Genomic DNA, 22,453 nt, shown 5'->3' on the forward strand with positions numbered 1-22,453 from the left:
TCCTCACTGTAAAAAGATAAACACCGCATTGGCACAAGCACACAGCACGAGCCCAAGCCCACCGGCTTGCCGGAAAATCGTTCCGGCAGGCCGACGTTCCCTTACCACTGATAGCCTGCTCCGATCACCGCGCCATACGTACCGCGCGTGTTGGTGGAACCGGACAGCTTGTAGACCCAGCTGCCGCTGGCCGACACGGTGGACAGGCCCATCGCAAAGCCCTGCTGCCCGTCATACGTGCTGCCGGCGATGGAGAACATGCCGCGCCCCGGAGCGTAGGCTTGCGCCAGGCCCGCCACGGCCAACGCCGTGGCCGTGCCGCCCGCCGCATCCCGGCGATAGCGGTCAACGTCGTTGCGCAGGTTCTGGAACTTGCCGTCGGTGTAGGCGTTGGACTGCTGCAACGCGCCGCCCAGCCCTTCGTTCAACTGTTGCACGTTGACGGCGTCGTGGTTGTCCACGCCATCGGCCACGTTGCCGAGCGTGACCGGCGCACCGCCGTTGCCCAGCGTGACGCGCGAGTAATCCACCGCGTCCGTGCCCGGCGTGGTGGCGTACTGCACAGACCCCTGCTTGGCGGCGTCCAGCTGTTGCACGTTGACCGCGTCCGTCTGCGCCGTACCAGCCGCCACGTTGGTCACCTGACGTTCCGTGCCGGCCGCACCGACGGACACGACGTTTGCGCGTCCGCCATCGGTACTGTCCGCCCCCAACGCCACCGAGTTGGCGCCACGGGCTTCGGCGCCGTTGCCCAATGCGGTGCTGCCACTGCCCGAGGCGACCGCGCCCGCGCCGGCCGCCGTGGCGTCCGCGCCGGTGGCCGTGGGCGCCGGTGTGGCGCTGGCCTGGTTCACCTGGAACATGCCGCTGCCGCCTTGCGTCAAACCGCTATTGACGGTGGCGATCTGCTGATCCGTGTACTGGTTGGCCTGTATCACCGCGCCATCCAGTTGCCGCAGGTTCACGGCGTCAGTGGCGTTTTGCGCGTCGGCCACATTGCTGATCGTGCGTTCGGCGCCCGCCGTGCCCAAGGACACCGTGCCGGCGATGGTGTTGGACACGCCGGAGTACTTGCCCGTGTAGGCCGGTGCCGCGCCCATGTCGGCCACCGCATTCGCACCCAGCGCCACGTCGCCCGCTTGCAATGCTTGCGCGCCCGAGCCCAGCGCCAGGGAGTCATTTCCGGAGGCGCTGGCGGCCGCACCCAGCGCCACGCCCCGATCGCCCGCGGCGCTTGCCGATGCACCCAAGGCCATCGACCGCGAGCCGCCCGCCAGTGCCGATGTGCCCAAGGCCACGGCCGAGTCCAGCGAGGAACGCGCCGAAGACCCGATCGCGATGCCGTTGATGGCGGTGCTGTCCACTTCCGCGGTCAGGCCGATGCCGATGCCAGCGTCCCCGTTCACCACCGCCTGGGGCCCGACGGCAATGGCGTCCGTGCCGACGGACAGCGAGTCCACCAGCGTGCTGTTGGCGTGGAAGTACTGGGTGCCCGTCACCGCGACCGATGCGATGGCGCCTTGCAACTGGCGCACCGTCACGGCGTCCTGGGCCTGGGTGCCGTCGGCCACGTTGATGACCTGTCGCAGCATGCCCGGCGCGCCCACCGAGAACGCCCCCGGTGCCACGGCACGCGTCGCGGCGCGTGTCACGGCGGCCCGATCCGAGATGGAGCCTTCGCCGATGGCGACACCGCCATCCACAGTCACCTGCGTGTTGGCGCCCATGGCCAGGCTGCCCGCGCCGTCGGCCTGTGCGTTGTAGCCGATGGCGGTGGCGCCCTGCCCCCGCGCATACGCGTTGCCTTGCACCATGCCGTTGTCGTTAGTGCGCTCGTAGCGCGACCCCTGGCCGTTGACGATCGGGTCAAGCGAGCCGGCGTTGTTGTTTACCGTGCTGGCCAATTGCATCATGGCTTCGTTGGTGGCGAACAGCTGCGCCCCGTTCACGGCGTCCCAACTGCTTGCGCTGAGTACGCCCGGCGCCACGCTGGTGATGATGCTGGGCCCGCCGATGCTGCCGTGCGCGGCGGTGTACGCGCCCACGCCGCCATTGGATGTGGGGTCCCACATCAGGGCGTCGTAGTTAACTTGGCCCAGGCGCGTGTTGAGCGTCTGCAATTGGCGCACGTTGACCGCGTCGGTCAGCTCGCTGCCCGGCGCCACGTTGGTCAGCTTGCGCAGGTTGCCGGGCGAGCCCACCGAGACTTCACCCGCCGAGCTGACCGTGCCGGCCAAACCAAAGGCCACATACGCGTTCTGCGCGCCCATCGACACTACCGACCCCTGGCCCAACGCCACGTTGGCGCCGGTCAAGCCGGCATTGATGGTTGCGCCCTGGCCCAGCACAGTGGAATTGGCCACGCCGTTGTCGCTAGCCTGGTTGCCCAGCACGACGGACGCCGCGCCCGCCGCCAGTGCGCCCAAGCCGCCCGCCGCGCTGTTGGCGCCCGCTGCCACGGGCTGCGCGGTGGTGACCGACGCATCCGCCACAAAGGGCCCCGACTTGCCGCTGCTGATGTTGGACACGGTGGCATCCAGCCCGCCAATCGCGTTGCCCAGCGTCGTGTACGTATTGCCCTGCACGGTGTAGGTGGGCGCACTGATCGAACCCGTGGCGGGGTCAAAGGCCGATCCGCCCCCCAGACCGGTCGCCACGCTTGCACCCAGCAACGCCGCCGAGCCCTTCAACTGGCCGACGTTGACGGCATCGGTATCGCCGCTGCCCGCCGCCACGTTGGTGAGCGTGCGCTCGGCGCCTGTCGAACCGAAGGACACTTCGCCCACGGAACGTTGCGGGCTGCTCAAGCCGTACGCCGCGTAGCCGCTTTGTGCGCCCAGGGTTGCCGTCGAGGCCTGTCCCAACACCACGTTGGAACCCGTGATTCCCGTCGTAACACTGGCGCCGTTACCCAGGATGGTGGATGCCGCGACGCCGTTGTCGGTGGATTGGTTGCCGATGACGGTGGACGCATCCCCCGTTGCCGACGCGCCGAACCCGCCCGCTGCGCTGTCCGCGCCCGACGCCAAGGCCTGGACGGTGGTGACGCTGTTGTCGGATACGAACGGCCCGCCCTTGCCGCTGCCGATCGTGCTGACCGCCGAATCCAGCCCGCCGATGGCGCTGCCCAGGTCGGAGTACGTGTTGCCTTGCACGCCGTAAGTCGACGCGCTGACTGTGCCGGTCGTTGGATCGAATGCCGATCCGCCGCCAAGGCCGGACGCCAAGCTGGTGCCAAGCGTGTTCAGCCCTGAGGTTGCCGCGTTCGATACACCCGTCAGTTGCCCGACGTTCACGGCGTCCGTGGCGGCGCTGCCGGCTGCAAGATTCGTGATCTTGCGTTCCGCACCCGACGTGCCCAAGGACACTTCGCCGCTGGAGCTTTGCGTGGCCGTCAGTCCGATTGCGGTGTAGCCGGTTTCGGATCCGATCGTTGCCGTCGAGCCTTGACCCAGCGCCACGTTGGAACCCGTCAAGCCCGCAGTAATCGACGCGCCTTGCCCCAGGACGGTGGAACCGCCCACCGCGTTATCCGTCGCGGAATTGCCCAAGACCGTTGACGCGGCGCCGGTCGCCGACGCCCCAAACCCACCCGCCGACGCATCAACGCCCGACGCGACGGCTTGCGTCGTCGTCACGCTGTTGTCCGACACAAAGGGCCCGATGTTGCCGCTGCTCAGCCCCGCCACTGCGGAGTCGAGGCCGGAAACTGCCGAGTCCAGGCCGGTAACTGCGGAGTCCAGGTCGGTAACCGCCGAGTCCAGGCCGGTAACCGCCGAGTCCAGGCTGGTGACCGCCGAGCCGAGGCCGGTGACCGCGGTGTCCAGCCCACCAATGGCGCCGCCCAGGTTGGCGTACGTAGCGCCCTGCACGCCGTAGCTTGGCGCGGTCACGGTACCGCTTGTCGGGTCGAACGCCGATCCGCCGCCAAGGCCGGACGCCAGGCTGGTGCCAAGCGTGTTCAGCCCTGAGGTTGCCGCGTTCGATACGCCCGTCAGTTGCCCGACGTTCACGGCATCGGTGGCGGCGCTGCCGGCTGCAAGATTCGTGACCTTGCGTTCCGCGCCCGACGTGCCCAAGGACACTTCGCCGCTGGAGCTTTGCGTGGCCGTCAATCCGATTGCGGTGTAGCCGGTTTCGGATCCGTTCGTTGCCGTCGAGCCTTGACCCAGCGCCACGTTGGAACCCGTCAAGCCCGCCGTGATCGACGCGCCTTGCCCCAGGACGGTGGAACCGGCCACCGCGTTATCCGTCGCGGAATTGCCCAAGACCGTTGACGCGGCGCCGGTCGCCGACGCCCCAAACCCACCCGCCGACGCATCAGCGCCCGACGCGACGGCTTGCGTCGTCGTCACACTGTTGTCCGACACAAAGGGCCCGATGTTGCCGCTGCTCAGCCCCGCCACTGCGGAGTCCAGGCCGGCCACTGCCGAGTCCAGCCCGGAAACTGCCGAGTCCAGGCCGGTAACCGCGGAATCCAGTCCGGTGACCGCAGTGTCCAGCCCACCAATGGCGCCGCCCAGGTTGGCGTACGTAGTGCCCTGCACGCCGTAGCTTGGCGCGGTCACGGTACCGCTTGTCGCATCGAATGCCGATCCGCCGCCAAGGCCGGACGCCAAGCTGGTGCCAAGCGTGTTCAGCCCTGAGGTTGCCGCGTTCGATACACCCGTCAGTTGCCCGACGTTCACGGCGTCCGTGGCGGCGCTGCCGGCTGCAAGATTCGTGACCTTGCGTTCCGCGCCCGACGTGCCCAAGGACACTTCGCCGCTGGAGCTTTGCGCTGCCGCCAAACCAATTGCCGTATAGCCCGTTTCGGATCCGGTCGTTGCCACGGAACCTTGACCCAACGCCACGTTGGAACCCGTCAAGCCCGCAGTAATCGACGCGCCTTGCCCCAGGACGGTGGAATCGGCCACCGCGTTATCCGTCGCGGAATTGCCCAAGACCGTTGACGCGGCGCCGGTCGCCGACGCCCCAAACCCACCCGCCGACGCATCAACGCCCGACGCGACGGCTTGCGTCGTCGTCACGCTGTTGTCCGACACAAAGGGCCCGATGTTGCCGCTGCTCAGCCCCGCCACTGCGGAGTCGAGGCCGGTAACCGCCGAGTCCAGCCCGGAAACTGCGGAGTCCAGGCCGGTAACTGCGGAGTCCAGTCCGGTGACCGCGGTGTCCAGCCCGCCAATGGCGCCGCCCAGGTTGGCGTACGTAGTGCCCTGCACGCCATAGCTTGGCGCGGTCACGGTACCGCTTGTCGCATCGAATGCCGATCCGCCACCCAGGTTGGACGCCAAGCTGGTGCCAAGCGTGTTCAGCCCTGAGGTTGCCGCGTTCGATACGCCCGTCAGTTGCCCGACGTTCACGGCGTCCGTGGCGGCGCTGCCGGCTGCAAGATTCGTGATCTTGCGTTCGGCACCCGACGTGCCCAAGGACACTTCGCCGCTGGAGTTTTGCGTGGCCGCCAAACCAATTGCCGTATAGCCCGTTTCGGATCCGGTCGTTGCCACGGAACCTTGACCCAACGCCACGTTCGATCCGCTCAGCCCCGTCGTGATCGAAGCGCCCTGACCCAGCACCGTGGAATTCGCAACCGCGTTATCCGTGGCCGAATTGCCCACAACGGTGGACGCCGCCCCGGTGGCCGACGCACCGAAGCCCGCTGCGCTGCTGTTCCCGCCCGAGGCGAGCGATTGAACCGCCGTCACGCTGTTGTCCGAGACAAGCCCACCGGTCTTGCCGGTTACCAGGCCGGTCAGCGCGGTGTTCGCACCGGCCAATGCCGCGCCCACGTTTGTGTACGCCGTGCCCTGCACCGTGTAGCCGGGCGCGCTGACCGTGCCCGCCGTGCTGTTGTAGGTGGCACCGCCGCCCAGGCCGGTGGCCACGCTGGTGCCTACGTTGGAGGCCGCGCCGCTCAGCTGGCCCACGTTCACGGCGTCGGTCAATGCGCTGCCGGCCGCCACGTTGGTGATCTTTCGACGGCTGCCCGCCGTGCCCACCGACACTTCGCCGGCGGAGTTCTGCGCCGCCGCCAGCCCGAACGAGGAATAGCCGGCTTGCAACCCGATCGTCGCCGTCGAACCTTGGCCCAGCGCCACGTTCTTGCCGGTCAGGCCCGCCGTAACCGACGCGCCTTGGCCCAGGATGGCGGAGTTGGCCACCGCGTTATCGGTCGACTGGCTGCCCACCACGGTAGAGGCCGCGCCGGTGGCCGACGCGCCAAAGCCGCCCGCCGCCGCGCTGGCGCCGGAGGATACCGCCTGCACGGTCGTCACACTGTTGTCCGCCACAAAGGGGCCGATCTTGCCGGTGGCCAGGTTGGTCGCGGCCGTGTTCAGCCCGCCTATCGCGGTGCCGACGTTGGTGTAGGACGTGCCCTGCACGTTGTAGGTCGGCGGGCCGATGGTGCCGGACGCCGGGGTGTAGGTCGCCCCCCCGCCCAGGTTCGTGGCCACGCTGGTGCCCACGTTGTTCATGCCCGTGTTGGCCGCGCTGGTCACGGCCGTCATCTGCCGCACCGTGACGGCGTCCGTCAGGTCCGAGCCATCCGCCAGGTTCTTGATCTGACGCTTGCCCGTGGCCGTGCCGACGGAAATGGCACCCGCACCCATGTTGGAGGTGTTGTCGAACGCGATACCCGCGATGGGCCCCGCCGTGCTGGGCGACACCAGGCCGCTTGTCTGCACGTTGGACGAGCCCACCGCGTTCGTGCCCAGCGCAACCCCGCCCGGCACTGCCGATGTCGCACCCGCGCCCAACGCAATCGAGGCGATGCCCGTCGCCTGCGCGCCCACGCCGATGGCGATGGCGTTGCCCGCCCCCGCCGTGGCCGTCTTGCCGAACGCCATGTCGTTCACCCCGGTGGCGGCGGCGCTGGCGCCCACGGCCACGGCGTCCGTACCGGTCGCGCCCGAGTTAGCGCGCGTATTGCTGCCCGCGCCCGTCACCGTGGAGTTGGCGTTGAAGTAGTTGGTAGGGGTGGGCGCACCGGCGGAGATTTGCTGCGCCACGGCGTACAGCTGCGAGCCGTTGACCGCGTCGGTACTGTTTGAACTGAGCAGGCCCGTCGCCACGCGCTGAATGCGGCGCACAGAGCCCGCATCGCCCACGCTGACCACCCCGGTGGGCGAACCCTGGCCCCCCCCGAAACTGTAGGTGTTGCCGCTGATCGTGCTACTGCCGTAAGACGTCATGCCGGCCGTGCTGGTGGACAGTGCCGCCGTGGTGGACGCATTGCTGCCCAGGGCCACGGAGTTTGCGATGTTGGTGTTGGCCAGATATCCCAGCGCCACCGTGCGGTCCACCGTGACGTTGCTGCCCGCGCCCCGGCCGGCTGCCAGGTTGTCGTCGCCCGACACGCTTTGGCCTGCGTCCTGCCCGATGGCGGTGGTGCCCTCGCCCGTAGCCAGCGATCCCGCGTACGCGCCGATGGCGGTGTTCTGCCCACGGCTGGCCAGGGTTCCCGTGCCCGCGCCTACGCCGATGAAGGTGTCTTCCAGCCCTTGGGCAATGGCGCCCCGGCCGATCGCGACCGACGAGGTGCCCGTGGCGAAGGCATTGGCGCCCAACGCCACCGAATTCGACCCGGCCGCACTGCTTTGATAGCCGACCGTGACGCTGTTGGCGCCCGCCGTCACGGTTTGATAGCCGATGGCGACGGCCTGGCCCGATGTCGCGGCGGCCTGATAGCCCAGCGCGATGGTGCTGGCTGATGTGGCAAGCGAACCCGAACCCATGGCGATGGATGCCAGCCCCGTTGCCACGTTCAAGTCGCCGATGGCGACTGCGCCTTGCCCCGTTGCCGGGTTGGTGTTGCCGATGGCGACCGCGCCGCGTCCCGAGGCATTGGACGAGAAACCCGCGCCGAATGCGCCGTTGCCGCCGTGCGCCTGCGATCCCGCCCCCAGCGCCACCGCCCCCGGCGTGACCGCCGAGTTTGCGTTGCCGATCGCCAGCGCGCCGATTGCGGTCGCACTGTTGTCAGCGCCGACGGCGACCGCGCCCGTGCCGGTGGCCGTGTTCGGGTCTCCGATTGCCACGGCGCCGTCGCCCGTCGCGCTTTGCTGACGTCCGATGGCCACCGCGCCGCCGCTCACCGTGGCGGCGTTGGCCGAGGTGCCCGCCGACCCGATCGCCACGTTCTGGCCGGTGGCGTTGGACCTGGCTCCATCGCCTATGGCAATGCCGAATGCTCCGATTGCGCGTGCATCACGGCCCACCGCGATGCCCGACGTTGCCACGGCAGTCACCGAAGACTGCCCGCCGATAGCGATGCCGTTGATGGCGGCTGAAGAAGCGCCGGTCGTGGCGTTGCCGCCCAGCGCGACCGCGCCCGCGGCGGTGGCACGCGCGCCATTGCCCGCGGCCAGGGAACTGCCGCCGCTGGCTTGCGCGTTGTTGCCGATTGCCGTGTCGTTGATCGGGCCACCAACGGTCGCGCCTGCAACCGCGCTGGACCCGATCGCCAGTGAATTCTGATTTAACGCCTGCGCATTGACGCCGGTGGCAATCGAGCCGATGCCGCTAGAGGCGGCGCCCGCGCCCAACGCCACCGCGCCGGTCGCGGTTGCGGTCGACGACACGCCGATGGATACGGCATTGCCCGCGCCGGTGCTGGCCAATTGGCCCAGGGCGACGGTGCTATTGCCACTTGCCGTTGTATTCAGCCCCATGGATACCGAGCCTGCGCCAAGCGCTGTCGACCCCGTGCCCACCGCCAGGGAACTGTTGCCCGACGCCGTCGAGCCTTGCCCCAAGGCCGTCGCGCCGGTATTGGAAGCGGTGGACCCCGCACCCACCGCCAAGGTGTTGTTCGCCCCCGCGTTCGCGCTGGACCCGAATGCCGTCGCGCCGATGCCGGTGGCGGAGGACTGCGAGCCCACACCCGTCGCATTGTTGCCGGTCGTTGAGGAAAGGCGCCCTATCGCAATGGAGTTGGACCCCGTGGCAATCGACACGTCGCCGATGGCGATACTGACGTTCGTTGCGGTTGCCCCGGACCCGCCGCCGATGGCAATGGAGTTCGCATCGACCGAGGCGGGCGTAAGTCCGCCCGTTGTGATGGGGTTAACAGCCATGCCCTGGACGGCGGTGCCTGCCCAGACCGAGCCTCCCATTGCCGCCGCGAGTATCAATGGCGCCGCAATGCCCCCCGCCCTGCGCAAGGCGGCCTGACGGGCGCCCCGATTGGATTTCCCACGGGATTTCGTCAATTCCGACACGACGACCCATGCACCGGTCACACGGTTCCAAACGAGGCTATAGATTTTGTTCACGGCCAATCTCCATTGACGAATTTCGCGATTCGCCAGCAGTAAATGCGACGCTGATTCTTCTAGTAAGAATCAGAGGATTTTTCCCAGCAAATTCAGACATTTCTGTCACGAATCCTAGTGAAAGGAATTAATCCGACTTGTGTTTTGTCGCTAGCGCGTGAAACCTCGTATAAATTCGATCTGAATAATCAGATGGCAAAAACGAATTGCTCGAAAAGCAACCGCGCGCAAATGATTCGCCTCGCACCGGTTCAGCAGCACGCAGCAATAGAGGCAATATCGGGAAAGTGTTCTGCCCGTTGACGATGCCCCGGACGGGCATGGCGGAACGATGAAAAAATGGACGGGCCACCCGGCGATACCGAATCGGATTCGGTATGCCAGCCCCTTGAGATCTTATTTATATGAACTGGGAGGAATCGGGATAATCCCGTCGTACTAGTATTGAATCTCGTCTTAGATTCAATATTTCAGGGCCGTCATTGTTTAGTGACGCTGCCGTCATTCTTCTTCGGAATACAGGCCGTGTTCCACCGCATAGACGGCCACTTGCACCCGGCTGGTCAGGTTCAATTTCTTCAACACGTTCTGCACGTGGATCTTTACCGTGCTTTCGCTGACGTCCAGCTCGCGCGCGATGACCTTGTTGCTGGCGCCGCGCGCCAGGCATTGCACGATCTGCGTTTCGCGAGCGGTCAGGCGGTGGCGCTCGGCCACGCCCTTGCCTTGCGCGGCCTGCGCCGCTTGCGTGGCCTGGCCGCGAAATTGATCGACCAACTTGGCCGTCATGCTCTCGGCGATGACCGATTCGCCCCGCGCCGCGCGCCGAATGGCGGATGTCAGCACGTCGGCGTCGATGTTCTTGACCAGATAGCCCCGCGCGCCATCGCGCAAGGCCTGCCCCAGTTCGTCGGCTTCTTCAGACACGGTCAGGATGATGACGGCGCAAGACGGCAGATCCTGCGTCAGCAGTTGCAGCGTTTCAAGGCCGGACAAGCCGGGCAGGTTTAAGTCCAGCAGTATCACATCGGGCTGCAATTCCTTGGCGCGCTTGATGCCTTCCACGCCGTCGCCCGCTTCGGCCACGACTTCAAAGTCGGGCTGGCGTTGCAGCAGCAGGCGCACGCCGGAACGGAACAGGGTGTGGTCATCGACAAGCAGAATACGGATGGGCATGGTCAATAAAGGTCAGGCGGCCTGGCGTTCACTGCCGGGCAAGGTCAGCATGACGCGCGTACCGGCGCCGGGCTGCGATTCGAGTTTTATCACGGCGCGCATGCGGGCCGCGCGCTCTTGCATGATGTGCAGGCCCACGTGCGCGTCGCCGCGCGCCGCCACGTCGGCGGGGTCGAAGCCCTGGCCGTTATCGACGATGTGCAGGCTGAAGTCGCGGTCGTTGCCCACCGTGACGTCCACGCGGCTGGCCTCGGAATGCTTGCGCACGTTGGACAGCGCTTCTTGCAGGATGAACAGCACTTGCAGTTGCTGGTCGGGCGGCAAGGGCGCGCCTTCGCCGCGCTCAACGCGCAACGCGGTGTCGATGCCGGTCTGCCGGCGAAAACGATCCACGGTGCTTTCGATAGCGGCTTGCAGGTCGCCCTGCCCCAGCTTGGTGCGGAAGTTGTTCAGCAGTTCGCGCACGTCCTGATAGCTTTCGTCGACGCCGGTGCGCAGCAGCGGCAAGATTTCAGCCACCTCGTCTTCGTCGCCGCGCTTGACGGCCGCGTCCAGCATCTGCAATTGCAGATTCAGGAAATTCAGCCCTTGCGCCAGGCTGTCGTGCAGCCCTTGCGCGACCAGCCCGCGTTCCTGAACCACGGCCAGTTGCCGGGCCTGCGCACTAAGGCGGCGGTTGTCCAGCGCCACGCCCAGATGCTGGCCCAGCGTTTCAAGCAGCTGCGAATCGGACGGCGCCAGCCGGCGCTGTTGGCGGAAATGCAGCGAGTACGAGCCCAGCACTTCGTCGCGCGTCACGATGCGAAAGACCGCCACGCTGGCAAAGCCATCGCGCACACAGTTCAAATCCATGTCGGGGGGGGAATGCCGAAAATCCTGGATGACGACGACGCCCGCCTGGCGCGTGGCCACGCCGCAATAGCAGTCGTCCACCTTCATGCAGTGTTCGGATTCCACCAGCGCGTCGGACAGGCCCACCGACACCACCAGGTTCAGCTTTTCATTGTCGGGGTCCAGCGCGCGGATGCTGCCGCCGTCGGCGTCGAATTGCAACATGACGCGGCGCAGGAAGCCGTCGCACATGGCTTCGATGTCGTTGGGCTGGTTCAGGAAAGCGGCCATGTCGTACAGCGCGCCGATGTCGCGGTTTTGCGCGGCCAATTGCGCCGTCTTTTGTTCAACGCGCGTTTCCAGCCCGGTGTACAGGTCTTGCAGCTGGTCGGCCATGCGGTTGTAGCCGCGCGCCAGCACACCGAATTCGTCTTCGCTTTCCACGGGCAGGCGGGTGCTGAAATCGCGGTCGGCCATGCGTTGCAGACCATCGCGCAAGCGCAGCACCGGCGCGATGATCCACAGGTACAGCAGATAGATCATCGCCAGCGTGCCGGCGCAGGCAATCGCGGCCAGCACGCCTTGCGACAGCCGCAACGCCGTGGTCTTGCCGGCGTTGTCCTGCTCGATCATGCGCACCAGCGTGTCGGCGCGCGTCACGAATTCCGGCAGCGTCTGTAAATAGATGGCCGCATCCGGCTGCGCCAGCGCCCGCAATGCCGCGGGCTTCATCACGTCGTGCCAATAGTTGGCCACGTCATGCCATTGCGTGCGGATCGCTTCGTTATTGGGGATGAAGAGCGGGCGCGCCGGGTTGCCGCGCGCCAGGCGGGAAATGGTGTCGTCCATTTCGGCCATCTGTTCCTGGCTGCGCGCTTCGCGGCCGGCTTGCGGGCGCATCAGCTCGACCGCAACGCGGTTGGCGCGCATGCGCAGGCTGCCGGTGTCGTTGATGGCGGCGCCCGCGCCTTCCAGCTGCCAGGACAGCCACAGCGTCCAACCGATCATCGACAGCACGACCACCAGCGCGGCCAGCGAACTGGCGACGATGCGCGTGGACAGCCGGTGCCGGGGGGACGGCAGGCCGTCGGCGTCGGCGTCCGGGGAGGCAGTGCGGGCGTTGGCGGCAGTGCGGGCGTTGGCGCCACTGTCCGTCGAGGTGGCGGTACCGGCGGTGGACGGAGAAGTCGTCATGGTGATCGGATCAGGGCGATGCAGGACTTGCGATGCGGGACTTGCAATGCGGGACTTGCGATGCGGGACTTGCGATGCGGGACTTGCGATGCCTGCAATGCCTGCCGTGCGTCCCGCGCGGTCGCTAGTGTATTCGCCTTCAGGGCAGGCCCAGTTGGTCGCAAAGGAAGTCCACCACCCGCGCGGGGTCGTTCAGCGGCAGGCATGGCAAGGCGGTATCCAGGGCAGCGTCGGTGGCAACCGCCAGAAAACCGCCGTCTTCCGCATGCAACGGTGGCTTTCCCAGGGCGGGCCGATAGACTTCGATGCGCGCAATCGCGGCCTGCTTGAAGCCTTCGACCAGCACCAGGTCGGCGGGCGACAACCGCGCCAGTTGCTCGTCCAGCGTGGGCTCGGGCGTGTCGCGCAATTCATGCACGATGGCGTAGCGATATGGCGAGGCCACCATCACTTCCTGCGCGCCGGCCGATCGAAAGCGCGCGCTGTCCTTGCCGGGCGGCTCCATCTGAAAGTCGTGATGACTGTGCTTGATGACGTTCACGCGCAGGCCGCGCGCCGCCAACAGCGGCAGCATCGCCTCGATAAGAGTGGTCTTGCCGCTGCCGGACCGGCCGGCGATACCGAAAACTGGGCTCATGCGTGCTCCGAAAACAAGGGACAGACAATGGGCAGAAACGCATCCGCCCGGGGCGAGTATGCCAGCAATGCCCCGGCCACCAGATCGAAGTACCAGCCGTGCAGCGTCAGGCTGCCCGCCGCCACCGCGCGCCGCACAAAAGGCAGGTCGTCCAGGTTGCGCAGCGAAATCAGAATGGACGCCTGCTCGCACGCGCGCCGCCGTTCGGCGTCGGTGGCGGCGGGCATCTGCCGCAGCACCCGGTCGCGGGCCGGCTCGGCGATATCCATCCACCGTTCCAGGTAATCAGTTTCGCCGTCGCTGCGGGTGCGCTGTTCCATCAGCGCCCGGATGCCGCCGCAATGTGCATGGCCCAGCACGATGATGCGGCTGACTCGTAACTGTTCAACCGCGAATTGAATCGCGGCCAGCACGCCTTGCAGGCCGCGATCCGCGCTGGCGGGCGGCACCAGGTTGGCCACGTTGCGCACGGCGAAGATGTCGCCAGGGTCGCAGCCCAGCAACATGGCCGGGTCGACGCGGGAATCGCAGCAACCGATCAGCAAGGTGCTGGGGTGCTGCCCGTCGCGCAGGTGGCGGCACAGCGCGGGCGCGTCTTCGTAGTACTGCTGTTGAAAGCGTTGGAAGCCGTCGATGAATCGTTCGATGTCGCGCATGGTTGTTCCTCGCCCTTCAGCCGCCCGTCTGCGCCATGAAGCGCACGATGCGTTCCGGCTTTTCCTGGAAGTCGTGGCGTTCTGGTTTGCTGGCGATGCCGGCCAGGATGGCGCGCGTCAGCTCGGCGTCGGTCGCGCCGGCGCGCAGCATGCGGCCCAAGGGCACTTGGTCCTCTTGACCCAGGCACAGATACAAGGTGCCGTCCACACCCAGGCGGACGCGGTTGCAGGCCGCGCAGAAATGGCGCGACATCGGGGTAATGACGCCCAGCACCGGCGCGCCATGGCCGGCTGTCCAGTAACGGGCGGGGCCGGGGCCGGAGCCCGCCTGCCTGACTGAGCCCTGCCCCGACGCCCCGCCCGCTACCGGCATGGCCGGGATGAGCCCTGCCTCGGCGGCCAGCGTGGCGCCCAGCGCGTTCAAGTCCGTATGCCGCATGCCTTGCCCGCACGTACCCATCGGCATCGGCTCGATCAGGCGCAGCACGAAGCCCTGCGCCACGGCGTAATCCAGCAGCCGCCGCACGTGCGCTTGCGGCGTGGCCGCGTGCACGACGCTATTGAGCTTGATGGGCGCAAAGCCTGCGTCGCGCGCCGCCGCAAGGCCGGCCAGCACGTCCGTCAGGCAGTCGCGCCCGGTGATCCTGCTGAAGGCGTCTGCATCCAGCGTGTCCAGGCTGACGTTCAGCCGCGTCACGCCCGCCGCGCGCAGCGCCCGCGCATGACGCGCCAGCTGCGTGCCATTGGTGGACACCGACAGGTCGGACACCCCGGGCATGGCGCCGATGGCGGCGGCCAGGTCCGCCACGCCCCGACGCAGCAGCGGCTCGCCGCCCGTCAACCGGACCTTGCCGACGCCCAGCGCAACGAACAGCCCGATCAGCCGCGCCATCTCGGCGTGGGTGAGCCAGTTGGCTGGCGTTTCAAAGCCCTTGAAATCCTTGGGCAGGCAGTAGCTGCAACGCAGGTCGCAGCGATCGGTGACGGACACGCGCAGGTAGTCGATGCGTCGGCCAAAGCCGTCGGTCAGCGCGCGCAAGTCGCGGACGGCGGCGGGGTCGTCCATTGCCGCGGAGTCGTCCATTACCGTGGGGCCGTCCATCACCATCACGCGGCTCTCTCGCCGACCACGCGATCCGCCTCGCTGCCTTGCAGGTCGATGCCCTGCACGTCCGCCTTATCCACCAGCAGCTTGGTGTATTGCCGCCAGGCCGTGTCCTGGCTCATGGCCGACAGCGCCGCCGCGATCTGCTGCGCCACGTGTTCGTAGGGCAGCATGCGGCCTTCGATACGGCGCGTGACCCGCACGATGTGCAAGCCGTGCCGCGTGTGCAGCAGTTGCGGCAACAAGCCGCCCGACGGCAGCGCGAACACGGCGCGTTCGAACTCGGGCACGGTGTCGCCCCGGCCCAGTTGGCCCAGGCTGCCGCCCACGGCCGCCGACGGGCAGTTGGACTGCTCGCGCGCCACCTGGGCAAAGCTTGACGGATCGGCCAGCAAATCTTGCAGCACCGCGTTGGCATGCGCGCGCAGCATGTCCAGGTTGACGTCGGGTGTCACCTGGAAAAGGATGTGATCGGCTTCGACCAGCTCCCCGACCATGAAGCGCTGCGGATTGGCGTGATAGAACCGCCGGCAGGCGGCGTCGTCCGCCACGGGCGAGGCGGCCCGGCGGGCCAGCAAGGCGGTGATGATGGCGTCTTCGTTGTCGCCGATGGCGCTGTCGCCGGCGTCATCGAAATCGGCGTTGTTGACGTCCAGCCGCCGCGCCTCGTCCAGCAACACCCGGCGCAGGACCAGCGCCGTGATGGCGTGCCGCATGGGGTTGCTGGTGTCGGCATGCAGCGGCAGTTCACGTTCCAGATCGGCGTCGTTCAGTTCGACGCCATTGACGATGACAGGCATGTTGGGCTCCTGGTTCAGACGGTTTCAGCGTGGGCGCACCAGTTGCCAGGCGCGGCCCAGATAGCCCAGCGAGGCAAAGCCGCTCCAGACGTGGACAAGCCGGGTAAACGGGAAGATCACGAACAGCGTCAGCCCCATGAACAGATGCGCCTTGAACAGCAGCGGCACGCCGGCGATGTGGCTGGCGGCGTCGCCCTGGAACGTCACGATGTGCTGGGCCCAGGTCATCAGGCGCACCATCATTTCGCCGTCCATGTGACCGGCGGACAACGCGATGGTCGACAGGCCCAGCAGCAAGGTCACCAGTATCCAAAGCAGCAGCAGCTTGTCACCCGGCCGCGTGGTGCGAGCGATGCGCGGGTCGGTCAGGCGGCGATGGATCAGGATCAGCAGGCCGATCAGGCACAGCCCGCCCATCACGCCGCCCGCCACCATGGCCACCGTTTGCTTGAGCGTATGCGACACCCCCAGCGTGTCCCACACCGCCACCGGCGTCAGCAGGCCGGCCAGATGGCCGAAGAACAAGCCCAGGATGCCGACGTGGAAAAGGATGTTGCCCAGCCGCAGCTGGCCGCGATGCAGCAGCTGCGAACTATCGGTTTTCCAGGTGTATTGCTCGCGCTCGAAACGCGCCAGGCTGCCCAGCAGGAAGACGGTCAGCGCGATGTAGGGATAGATACCGAAAAGGAATTGATTCAGGGTATTCATGATGCGTCGTCCTGAGCACGAATGGGGGGGTTGGCGCGGGGATAGAAGCGCACGGCTTGTGCGCCATCGCCCGCGAACGGCCGCAGCAACGGTTCCACGCCGTCCGCGCTGACGCCAAACGTTTCCATGGCTTCGTCCATGTCGCGCACGGGCGCGTCGGTCTGCTCGCGCGGCACCACGCGGGCGGCCGCGCGCAGCACTTGAAAGATGCCCGCGTACGGGCTGTCGCCACGAGCCAGCCGCGCACCGATCGCCGCCAGCACGTGGATGGCCTCGTCCAGCAGGTCTTGCGCATCGGCCGGATCGATCACGCCCAGGAATTCCAGGAACAGCGGCACATGGTCGGGCAGCTCGGACACAACCGGCTCAAAGCCGTGCTGCCGGTAGGTATCCAGCAGGTCAACCATGGCCTGCCCGCGGTCACGGCTTTCGCCATGCATGTGTTCGAACAGGTGCAGCGAATGCGAGCGGTTGCGGTCGAAGGTGGCAACGTAGTTTTCCTGCACGGTGATCAGGTCGTTGGTGGCCAGATAGGCGACCAGCGGTTGCAGGGCCTCTTCGGCGTCGGGGTCGTCGGCCAACGCGGCCTCGACCTCGCCCAGCGCGTCAAGCAAGTCGGGCTCGGGGTAGCTGAGCAAGGCGGAAAGCAAGCGGTAGTGCGTCATGGTGTTCTCTCCTGTCCTAGCGCGCCTGGGCGGCCTTCTTGCGGGATTTGGGCATTTCGATAAAGATTTCGCTGCCCTGCGGCTTGCGGCCAAACAAGGTGCCTTCGGACACGCCGCCCGAGCAGCCGTTGCCGAAGGTAAAACCGCAGCTGCCTTTTTCGTTGAAGCTGTCTTCCACGATTTCCTTGTGGCTGCTGGGCACGACGAAGCGGTCTTCGTAGTTGGCAATGGCCATGATCTGGTACATGTCCTGCACCGTTTCCTCGGACAGCCCCACCTGTTCCAGCAGCGCCGTATCGCGTTCGCCATGCACGGTTTCCGAGCGCTTGTAGGCGCGCATCGCCAACATGCGTTCCAGCGCCTGCAACACGGGCGCTTCCTTGCCCGCCGTCAGCAGGTTGGCCAGGTAGCGCACGGGAATGCGCAGACTGGACACGTCCGGGATCATCGCGCTCTTGCCCACGGTGCGCTGCGGCATCTGGCCCGCTTCGGCCGCCGTCTGGATGGGCGACAGCGGGGGGATATACCAGACCATCGGCAAGGTGCGGTATTCCGGATGCAGCGGGAACGCCACGCGCCACTGCACGGCCATCTTGTAGACGGGCGACTGCCGCGCGGCTTCCAGCCACGATTCGGGTATGCCCTGTTCACGCGCGGCGGCGATCACCTCTGGGGAATGCGGGTCCAGGAACAGGTCCAGCTGCGATTCATAAAGGTCCTGTTCGTTGGCGGTGGCGGCGGCGCGTTCGATCTGGTCGGCGTCGTACAGCATGACGCCCAGGTAGCGGATGCGGCCCACGCAGGTTTCCGAGCACACGGTCGGCTGGCCGGCTTCAATGCGCGGATAGCAGAACGTGCACTTCTCGGCCTTGCCGCTGCTCCAGTTGTAGTAGATCTTCTTGTACGGGCAGCCCGAGATGCACATGCGCCAGCCCCGGCATTTGTCCTGATCCACCAGCACGATGCCGTCGTCTTCGCGCTTGTAGATCGAGCCCGACGGGCAGCTGGCCACGCAGGCGGGATTCAGGCAGTGTTCGCACAGGCGCGGCAGGTACATCATGAAGGTGTTCTCGAACGTCGAGTACATCTCTTTCTGCACGCCTTCGAACAACGCATCGCGGCTGCGCGCGCTGAATTCGCCGCCCAGGTCATCTTCCCAATTCGGCCCCCAATGGATCTTGTCCATCTTCTTTCCGGTCAGCACCGACACGGGGCGCGCGGTGGGCGGCGTTTGCGACAGCGGCGCGTTCTGCAGGTGTTCGTAGTCGAAGGTGAAGGGTTCGTAGTAGTCGTCGATGGCCGGCAGATTCGGGTTGGCGAACAGGTTGGCCAGGATGCGCAGCTTGCCGCCCTGGCGCGGTTCCAGCTTGCCGGCGGCGGTGCGTTTCCAGCCGCCCTTCCACTTGTCCTGGTTTTCCCATTCCTTGGGGTAGCCGATGCCGGGCTTGGTTTCCACGTTGTTGAACCAGGCGTATTCGACGCCGTCGCGGCTGGTCCAGACGTTCTTGCAGGTGACCGAACACGTGTGGCAGCCGATGCACTTGTCCAGGTTCAGCACCATGCCGATTTGGGCGCGTATCCTCATGATTGCTTCTCTTCTTGTTGCGTGGCTTGTTCAGCCGGATCCTCGACCAGCGGGCCTTCCAGCCAGTCCACCTTCTTCATCTTGCGCAGCACCACGAATTCGTCGCGGTTGGCACCCACGGTGCCGTAGTAGTTGAAGCCGTAGGCCTGCTGCGCGTAGCCGCCGATCATGTGCGTGGGCTTGAGCACCGTGCGCGTGACCGAGTTATGGATGCCGCCGCGCTTGCCGCTGGTTTCCGCGCCGGGCACGTTCACGATCTTTTCCTGCGCGTGGTACATCAGGCACATGCCCACGGGCACGCGCTGGCTGACCACGACGCGCGCGGTCAGCGTGCCGTTCACGTTGAAGACTTCAACCCAGTCGTTGTCCACCAGCCCGGCCTGCTTGGCCTCGGTTTCCGACACCCACACGTGGGGGCCGCCACGGCTTAAGGTCAGCATGCGCAGGTTGTCGGAATAGGTGCTGTGAATGCCCCACTTCTGGTGCGGGGTCAGCCAGTTCAGCACCAGTTCCTTTTCGCCGTTGGGATATTTGCCCAGCATGGGCGCCACCGTCTTGGTGTCGATGGCGGGCTTGTACACGCACGAGCCTTCGCCAAAGTCCAGCATCCAGCGGTGGTCCTGGTAGAACTGCTGGCGGCCGGTCAGCGTGCGCCACGGAATCAGTTCGTGCACATTGGTGTAGCCCGCGTTGTAGCTGACCTCTTCGCTTTCCAGGCCCGACCACGTCGGCGCCGAAATGATCTTGCGCGGTTGCGCCTGAATGTCCCGGAAACGGATCTTGTCGTGCTCGCGGCCCACGGCCAGGTGGGTGTGGTCGCGTCCGGTGATCTTGCCCAGCGCTTGCCAGGCCTTCACCGACACGTGGCCGTTGGTTTCGGGCGCAAAGGTCAGGATCATTTCCGCCGCGTCGATGGCGGTGTCCAGGCGCGGGCGGCCCTGGCTGACGCCGGCCTCGCCCACGCTGGCATTGATGCCGGCCAGCTCGTGCACTTCGTGCTCGGTGTTCCAGTTGATGCCCTTGCCGCCGTTGCCCAGCTTGTCCAGCAAGGGGCCCACCGACGTGAACTTGCGATAGATGTCGTTGTAGTCGCGCTCAACCACCGTCATCGACGGCGCGGTCTTGCCCGGCACCAGATCGCACTCGCCCAGCTTCCAGTCGCGCGGTTCAAAGGCCTGGCCCAGCTCTCCCGGCGTGTCGTGCATCAGCGGGGTCAGCACCAGATCGCGGCGCTTGCCCAGGTAGGGGCCACCGATCTCGCTGAACTTCTTGGCCAGCAGCTTGTAGATTTCCCAATCGGTCTTGCTTTCCCACAGCGGCTGCACGGCTTCGCTCAAGGGGTGGATGAAGGGGTGCATGTCGGACGTGTTCAGGTCGTCCTTTTCGTACCAGGTGGCCGTGGGCAGCACGATGTCGCCGTACAGGCAGGTGGTGCTCATGCGGAAATCCAGCACCGTCAGCAAGTCCAGCTTGCCTTCGGCGGCGTCTTCCTGATAGGTGACCTCGGTGGGCTTGATGGCGGCGGCTTCGTCGCCAAACACGGCGTTTTGCGTGCCCAGCAGGTATTTCAGGAAATACTCGTGGCCCTTGCCGCTGGAACCCAGGATGTTGGAGCGCCACACGAACATGTTGCGCGGAAAGTTGGCCGGGTCGTCCGGGTCTTCGCACGACATGCGCAGCGCGCCGGACTTCAGTTGTTCCACGGCGTGCGCAATGGGGTCCTTGCCGGCGGCGTCGGCCTGGGCCACCAGGTCCAGCGGGTTGGTGCGCAGCTGCGGGGCCGACGGCAGCCAGCCCATGCGTTCGGCGCGCGCGTTCAGGTCGATCATCGACAGGTCGCCGTACTTGGCGCGGTCGGCGGTGGGGCCAAGCACTTCCTGCACGTTCAGCTTTTCATGACGCCACTGGCTGGTGTGCGCGTAGAAGAACGACGTACCGTTCATCTGGCGGGGCGGGCGCACCCAGTCGGACGCAAAGGCCAGCGGGGCCCAGCCGAACTGCGGGCGCAGCTTTTCCTGGCCCACGTAATGCGCCCAGCCGCCGCCGCTTTTGCCCACGCAACCGCACATCATCAGCATGTTGATGATGCCGCGGTAGATCATGTCCATGTGGTACCAGTGATTCAGGCCGGCGCCCACGATCACCATCGACTTGCCTTCGGTGTCGTGCGCGTTCTGCGCGAATTCGCGCGCAACCTGGATGACCTGCGCGCGCGGCACGCCGGTGTGCTTTTCCTGCCAGGCGGGCGTGTAGGCCACGTCATCGTCGTAGGACGTGGCGACGTTGGCGCCACCCAGCCCACGGTCCAGCCCGTAGTTGGCCATTTGCAGGTCATACACCGTGGCGACCAGCGCGTCCGTGCCATCGGCCAGGCGGATGCGGCGGGCCGGCACGTTGCGCACCAGCACGTCGTCGTGCTCGCCACCAAAGTACGGAAAACCCACGCCGACCGTTTCCGCGCCTTGGTCCAGCAGGCTCAGGGTGGGTTCGATGGCCTGGCCGTTGCCGCCATTGCGGGATTCCAGATTCCAGCGGCCGACCTTTTCACCGTCGTTGACCGCGCCCTCGCCCCACCGAAAGCCGATGCTGCCGTTAGGCGCCACCAGGCTGCCGCTGTGCGCGTCCAGCACCAGCGTCTTCCAGTCGGGGTTGTTCTGTTCGCCCAACGCGCCGTCAAGGTGCGAGGCGCGCAGGAAGTGGTCGGGTGCGTAAAACCCCTCGCGCGGCTTCAGCAACACCAGCATGGGCATGTCGGTGTAGCGGCGCACGTAGTCGCGAAAGTACGGCGACGGGTTGGCCGACAGGTGGAATTCTTTCAAGATGACGTGGCCCATCGCCATGGCCAGCGCGGCATCGGTGCCTTGCTTGGGCGCCAGCCAGATGTCGCCGAACTTGACCATTTCACCGAAGTCGCTGGACACGGCCACGGTCTTGGTGCCCTTGTAGCGGACTTCGGTGTAGAAGTGCGCATCGGGGGTGCGGGTCTGCGGCACGTTCGAGCCCCACACCATCAGGTAGGTGGAGTTGTACCAATCCGCCGATTCCGGCACGTCGGTCTGTTCGCCCCAGATCTGGGGGCTGGCGGGCGGCAGGTCGCAGTACCAGTCGTAGAAGCTCAGGCATGCGCCGCCCAGCAGGCTCAGGTAACGCGCGCCGGCGGCGTAGCTGACCATGGACATGGCGGGAATCGGCGAAAAGCCGATCACACGGTCGGGGCCGAATTTCTTGATGGTCAGCGCGTTGGCGGCGGCAATGATCTCGGTGGCGGTGTCCCAATCGGCGCGCACAAAGCCGCCCAGGCCGCGGATGGACTTGTAGCGCTTGGCGCGCACCGGGTCCTGGCTGATCCACTCCCAGGCAGCAATCGGGTCCATCGTCTTGCGGGCTTCGCGCCACATCTGCATCAGGCGGCCGCGGATCATCGGGTACTTCACGCGCTGTGCCGAATAGACGTACCAGCTGTACGAGGCGCCACGCGGACAGCCGCGCGGCTCGTGGTTGGGCAGGTCGGGCCGCGTGCGCGGGTAGTCGGTCTGCTGCGTTTCCCAGGTGATCAGGCCATTCTTGACATAGACCTTCCACGAGCACGAGCCCGTGCAGTTCACGCCGTGGGTAGACCGCACCACCTTGTCGTGCTGCCAGCGGGCGCGGTAGGCGTTTTCCCACTTGCGGTCTTCATTGACCGTTTCGCCGTGGCCGTCGGCAAAGGTGGATTTAACGCGGGACATGAACTTCAACCGGTCCAGGAAGTGACTCATTGTGTTTCTCCAAGAGCGCCGCGTCGGCGGCGCGTACTGCAATCGTTGCGCTGGTTTCACTGT

The 22,453-nt window shown here is 66.4% G+C and carries 11 protein-coding genes and 1 pseudogene; all 12 read right to left on the reverse strand.

The genetic code is table 11. From position 1 onward, the window contains the following. Window positions 1-101: 101 nt before the first annotated feature. The 12 genes and pseudogenes from V6F88_RS05690 to V6F88_RS05745 all read right to left on the reverse strand — a co-directional run bounded on the left by V6F88_RS05690 (window position 102) and on the right by V6F88_RS05745 (window position 22,390). Window positions 102-8,672, reverse strand: a complete 8,571-nt coding sequence (locus V6F88_RS05690; RefSeq protein ID WP_332608369.1) for a hypothetical protein — start codon at window positions 8,670-8,672, stop codon at window positions 102-104. A gap of 63 nt (window positions 8,673-8,735) precedes the next feature. After that, window positions 8,736-9,275: pseudogene (locus V6F88_RS27880) on the reverse strand (ESPR-type extended signal peptide-containing protein); the annotation flags it as partial. A gap of 501 nt (window positions 9,276-9,776) precedes the next feature. Then, window positions 9,777-10,451 (reverse strand): response regulator transcription factor, encoded by a 675-nt coding sequence (locus V6F88_RS05700; protein WP_332608371.1) that lies wholly within the window; start codon window positions 10,449-10,451, stop codon window positions 9,777-9,779. Window positions 10,452-10,463: 12 nt separating this feature from the next. Then, the gene (locus V6F88_RS05705) at window positions 10,464-12,476 is read right to left on the reverse strand and encodes a type IV pili methyl-accepting chemotaxis transducer N-terminal domain-containing protein (RefSeq protein WP_332608372.1); all 2,013 of its coding nucleotides are present in this window, start codon (window positions 12,474-12,476) and stop codon (window positions 10,464-10,466) included. Window positions 12,477-12,615: 139 nt separating this feature from the next. After that, a complete protein-coding gene (mobB, locus tag V6F88_RS05710) occupies window positions 12,616-13,113 on the reverse strand; it encodes a molybdopterin-guanine dinucleotide biosynthesis protein B (protein WP_332608373.1) in 498 nt (165 codons plus the stop codon). Then, entirely contained in the window at window positions 13,110-13,769 is a 660-nt protein-coding gene (locus V6F88_RS05715) for a carbonic anhydrase (RefSeq protein WP_332608374.1), read from the reverse strand. The genes mobB and V6F88_RS05715 overlap by 4 nt, the downstream gene beginning before the upstream one ends. 16 nt (window positions 13,770-13,785) lie before the next feature. After that, window positions 13,786-14,835: a GTP 3',8-cyclase MoaA gene (gene moaA / locus V6F88_RS05720; protein ID WP_332608945.1), complete on the reverse strand. Its 1,050-nt coding sequence runs from the start codon at window positions 14,833-14,835 to the stop codon at window positions 13,786-13,788. Window positions 14,836-14,876: 41 nt separating this feature from the next. Continuing rightward, the gene (locus V6F88_RS05725) at window positions 14,877-15,674 is read right to left on the reverse strand and encodes a peptidylprolyl isomerase (RefSeq protein WP_332608375.1); all 798 of its coding nucleotides are present in this window, start codon (window positions 15,672-15,674) and stop codon (window positions 14,877-14,879) included. Window positions 15,675-15,698: 24 nt separating this feature from the next. Further along, the gene (gene narI / locus V6F88_RS05730) at window positions 15,699-16,382 is read right to left on the reverse strand and encodes a respiratory nitrate reductase subunit gamma (RefSeq protein ID WP_332608376.1); all 684 of its coding nucleotides are present in this window, start codon (window positions 16,380-16,382) and stop codon (window positions 15,699-15,701) included. Next, window positions 16,379-17,047: a nitrate reductase molybdenum cofactor assembly chaperone gene (gene narJ / locus V6F88_RS05735; RefSeq protein WP_332608377.1), complete on the reverse strand. Its 669-nt coding sequence runs from the start codon at window positions 17,045-17,047 to the stop codon at window positions 16,379-16,381. Before narJ ends, narI begins: the two co-directional genes overlap by 4 nt. Before the next feature lie 16 nt (window positions 17,048-17,063). Continuing rightward, window positions 17,064-18,632: a nitrate reductase subunit beta gene (gene narH / locus V6F88_RS05740; protein ID WP_332608378.1), complete on the reverse strand. Its 1,569-nt coding sequence runs from the start codon at window positions 18,630-18,632 to the stop codon at window positions 17,064-17,066. Beyond that, window positions 18,629-22,390, reverse strand: coding sequence for a nitrate reductase subunit alpha (locus tag V6F88_RS05745; protein WP_332608379.1), 3,762 nt, complete (start codon window positions 22,388-22,390; stop codon window positions 18,629-18,631). The genes narH and V6F88_RS05745 overlap by 4 nt, the downstream gene beginning before the upstream one ends. Between the last annotated feature and the right edge of the window lie 63 nt (window positions 22,391-22,453).

It is taken from the genome of Achromobacter sp. ESBL13 (assembly GCF_036668755.1).
Lineage (GTDB): Bacteria > Pseudomonadota > Gammaproteobacteria > Burkholderiales > Burkholderiaceae_B > Achromobacter.